3 protein-coding genes and 2 pseudogenes are annotated in these 3,644 nt (G+C 62.9%); 2 read left to right on the top strand and 3 right to left on the bottom strand.

Features of this window, described 5'->3' with window-relative positions; genetic code table 11:
• Positions 1 to 318, top strand: a pseudogene (locus tag EOA60_RS23585) (mechanosensitive ion channel family protein); the annotation flags it as partial.
• A 51-nt stretch (positions 319 to 369) separates the two neighbouring features.
• On the opposite strand, the gene EOA60_RS23580 reads toward EOA60_RS23585, so the two are convergent.
• Together EOA60_RS23580 and EOA60_RS23575 are read right to left on the bottom strand one after the other, a co-directional pair.
• Positions 370 to 2,142: an SLC13 family permease gene (locus tag EOA60_RS23580; protein ID WP_095801179.1), complete on the bottom strand. Its 1,773-nt coding sequence runs from the start codon at positions 2,140 to 2,142 to the stop codon at positions 370 to 372.
• A 156-nt stretch (positions 2,143 to 2,298) separates the two neighbouring features.
• The gene (locus EOA60_RS23575) at positions 2,299 to 2,946 is read right to left on the bottom strand and encodes a class I SAM-dependent methyltransferase (RefSeq protein ID WP_095824816.1); all 648 of its coding nucleotides are present in this window, start codon (positions 2,944 to 2,946) and stop codon (positions 2,299 to 2,301) included.
• A gap of 147 nt (positions 2,947 to 3,093) precedes the next feature.
• On the opposite strand from EOA60_RS23575, the gene EOA60_RS23570 reads away from it, so the two are divergent.
• Complete coding sequence (locus EOA60_RS23570; protein WP_164748285.1) at positions 3,094 to 3,399, top strand: Hpt domain-containing protein; 306 nt, start codon at positions 3,094 to 3,096, stop codon at positions 3,397 to 3,399.
• A 15-nt stretch (positions 3,400 to 3,414) separates the two neighbouring features.
• Here EOA60_RS23570 and EOA60_RS23565 read toward each other — a convergent pair.
• Positions 3,415 to 3,644, bottom strand: a pseudogene (locus EOA60_RS23565) (glycosyltransferase family 2 protein); the annotation flags it as partial.

Genomic DNA, 3,644 nt, shown 5'->3' with positions numbered 1-3,644 from the left:
GCCTACGACAGCGATCTGGAATTCGTGGCGAAAACCATGCGAGAGGTCGTGGACGAGCAGATCGGCGACATCATGAGCCAGAAGGTGAAGGTCTATAAGGACATCCTGTCGAAAACGCCGGTGGACGAGTTGCAAGTGAAGGAGCATCCGGTGGTGCATTTTCGCGTCAGTGAAAATACCTGGCTCGAAGCCATCGTGCGCTACCTCGTGCCGCCGAAGGAAGCTGGGCGCACCAAGACACGCTTGATCAAGGAAATGCTGGCGCGAATGAATGCAGAACCCGATCGCGTGCTGTTTCCGAAGAGCAATTTGCGGTGAACTTCCCGGCAGCTTGGTAGAGCGAGGTCGTTCGTATCCGTCCATGGCTTGTCAGTTCATTGGCCAGACGATCGCCAGCATCGGCACGGCAACAATGACGACAAGAAACGACAGCGGCAGCCCCAGACGCGGATAGTCGCTGAAACGATAGCCTCCCGGCCCCATGACAAGGGTGTTGCATTGGTGCCCGATCGGCGTGAGGAAGTCGCAGCCGGCGCCGATGGCGACAGCCATCAGAAATGCTTCCGGCCTGTAGCCCAGATCGGCGGCGAATTCCGACGCGACGGGCGCCATGACAAGCACGGTGGCGGCATTGTTGAGGAATGGCGTCACGGCCATGGCGGCAACGAGGATGAGCATCAGTGCGCCGGGCGCCGGAAGAATGGTCCCGAACCTGGCAAGCTCTGCGGCGACCAGCGCGGTCGCCCCCGTAGTGCGCAGCGAATCGCTCACCGGGATGAGAACGGCGAGCATCACCAGGATTGGGCCATCCAGCGACTGGTAGACGTCGCGGAGCGGGATGACCTTGAACAGCACGATCCCGACCGCGGCCGCAAAGAAAGCGACGGGAACAGGGAGCAGACCCACGGCAGTCGTGAGCATGGCAAGGGCGAGGATTACCACGGGCACGATACCCTTGCGCACGCTGCCAAGAAGGATAGGCCTTTCCGCCAGCGGCAGGCAGCCTAGTCCGCGCAGTGTCTCGGGCATTGTGGTTGCATTGCCCTGCAACACGACGACGTCGCCGAGCCTTAGCTCGACCTTGGCGAGCCTGCGATCGAGGCGCTGGCCGCGACGGCTGACAGCCAGGAGGTTGACGTTGAAGCGATCGTAGAGGGCAAGTCGCTGGGCCGTCCAGCCGATCAAAGGCGAGCTTTCGCCAATGACGGCCTCGATAGCGACCATCTCGCTGGTGGTGACCTCTTCATTCACCCGATCGCCCGTGACGCTGAGCTTGCCTTGCGAGACAAGGCGATCCAGCGCCGCCGGGTCGCCTTCGAGCAACAGGATGTCGTTCACCTTCAGGACAGCATCGGGCAGCGGCGTCATCCGCATCGTCCGATTGCGCAGGATCGAGGTCACGACGGCATCGCCGCCGGCAAGCTTTATGACGTCGGCGACGGTTTTCCCAAGCACGGTGGAATCGCCGACAACGCGCGCCTCTGTGAGGTAGTCCTTGATGTCGAGGGCTTCATTCAGCGCCCCGCCGAGCTTTTCGCGCACCGGCAACAGCCAATAGAAAGACATTAGGAAGATCATGCCGGCGGCGGCGACAGCCGCTCCGACGGGCGCGAAGTCGAACATTGTAAACGCCGTTCCGGTCAACTGCTCTCGCACCCGGGAAACAACGATATTCGGGGAAGTGCCCACCTGCGTCATGAGACCGCCGAGCAATGACCCGAACGCCATTGGCATCAGAAATATCGATGGCGAGGTGCCGGACCGGCGGGCGAACTGAAAGGCGATCGGGATCATGATCGCCAGCGCGCCGATATTCTTGACGAAGGCAGAAAGGCACGTCACCACGATCACCAGCAGCGCCAGTTGCGAGCGAACTCCCGACAATTTCGGAGCAAAGCGCGCGATGGCGAGTTCCATGATGCCCGATCGCGCTATGCCTGCGCTCACCAGCAGAGCACTGCCGACAATGATCACGATATCGTCGCTAAACCCGCTGAAGGCTTTGTCGAACGGCACAATCCCAACGGCGAGGGCGAGCAGCAGCGCCGCGGCAGCGACGAGATCATAGCGATAGCGACCCCATACGAACGCTGCCATCATCACGAAGGTGACGGCAAACGACAGGATTTGCGGCATGGTCATGTCTTCGGCTGCTCCGCAAGCGGCTGATCAGAACGCCCAGACTGCTCCTTTGTTGCTTTGGCCCGACGGTCTTGGGCTGCTGGCGGAGCTGAAGGCCATCGCGCATGAGCGCGGTCCCCTCGCCCGGCTCAGCCCTCGCGCGCGGGCGAAATTGCCCTATCGCTTGCTGAAGAAGCCGGACAGAATGTTCGGGCCGGCTTCGCCAGGCCGCAGCCTGATGCCGTCCTCGAAGCAGTTCAGCGTCACGCATTCGAACCCGCTGTGGGCGAGCAACGCCACCAGCGAGTCGCGGTCGAAGTGGTGCAAATGCTCGTTGGGGAGACGCATACGCCAGGTTCGGAACCAGGCGTCGCCGTCGGCGCCGAGCTCGCGCCAGCGGCAGTACGGGACGGCGACGACGAGGTGCCGGGTCTGCAGGCGGCCGAGGAAACCCAGATCCGGGATGTGTTCGAGCACGTCGAACATGGCGACCAGATCCCACGTGCTGGCCAGCGCCTCCTCCCAACCGACAAAGCGGACGCCCGCGGGCAGCGGGAACTCGGCGATGTCGTAGCCGGCGCAATCGGCGACCCCGGTTATCTTCGCGGCTTCGATGAAGGTGCCGGTGCCGTACCCAATCTCCAGCACCGAGCGGGGGATCGCGCCGGTCAATCCCAGCACCCAGCCAAGCCGCTGATATCCGAGCTTGATGGTCCGGTCGCTCAGGTCCTCGTAATAGGAAATATATTGCTTGTCGTATTTGATCGGCGTGAAGTCGATCTGGTGGATCACGCCAAATCGGTCCACCTCGTAATTGTCCAACATCAGCGTGCTGCCCTCCGGTTCCCATTCCTTATACGGCGGCGCTAAACGCAGCGTAACTGGCGGGGCCGGCGACGCAGCCAAGCAAGGCGACAGATGAGCGACAGGTAGCCCCACTCGCCATTCCGCTTCGCTCCGCTTTCTGTTTCAATATCTCCTCATTCGCTCGGGAGAATCTCCATCTCAACCGGTCCCTTCGCCCCCCTGCGCCAACGTTTCCTCACCCGCTGCGCGGCTCAGCTCGCGGAGCTGCAGGCGGCGCGCGAGGCGCTGCCCGGCTCCGACCTGACCAAGCTCGCGCATTCGCTCGCCGGCGCGGCCGGCACTTTCGGCTTTGCGGAGATCAGCGTGCGGGCCTCAGAGCTGGAGACGCTGCTCATCGAGCAGGCGGAAAGCGGCGATGTCCGCGCGGCGCTCGATGCCTTAATCGCGGAGATCCAGCGGACGCTGGCCTGACGGCACCCGCCGGGCTCACTTCTTGGCGGCGCCGAGGCCGGTCCTGGTCATCTCGCCCCAGCCCTGGTTGCCGCGCAAGAATTGCCACCAGCCTTTCACGCGCCAGAAATTGTTGAGCTGGCGGTAGCCGAAATTCTCGACCACGGCGGCCGCCGTCAGAACGGCGAGATCCCTGGCGCGCGGAAAGCGCTGCAGCTCGGCCTCTTCCAGGATGAGCGAGCAGACGCTGACGCAGACGCCATAGG

The organism is Mesorhizobium sp. M1A.F.Ca.IN.020.06.1.1 (genome assembly GCF_004023265.1).
Lineage (GTDB): Bacteria > Pseudomonadota > Alphaproteobacteria > Rhizobiales > Rhizobiaceae > Mesorhizobium.
The sequence above is the reverse complement of the archived record's forward strand: the minus strand, read 5'-3'. Positions and strand labels throughout refer to the sequence as shown.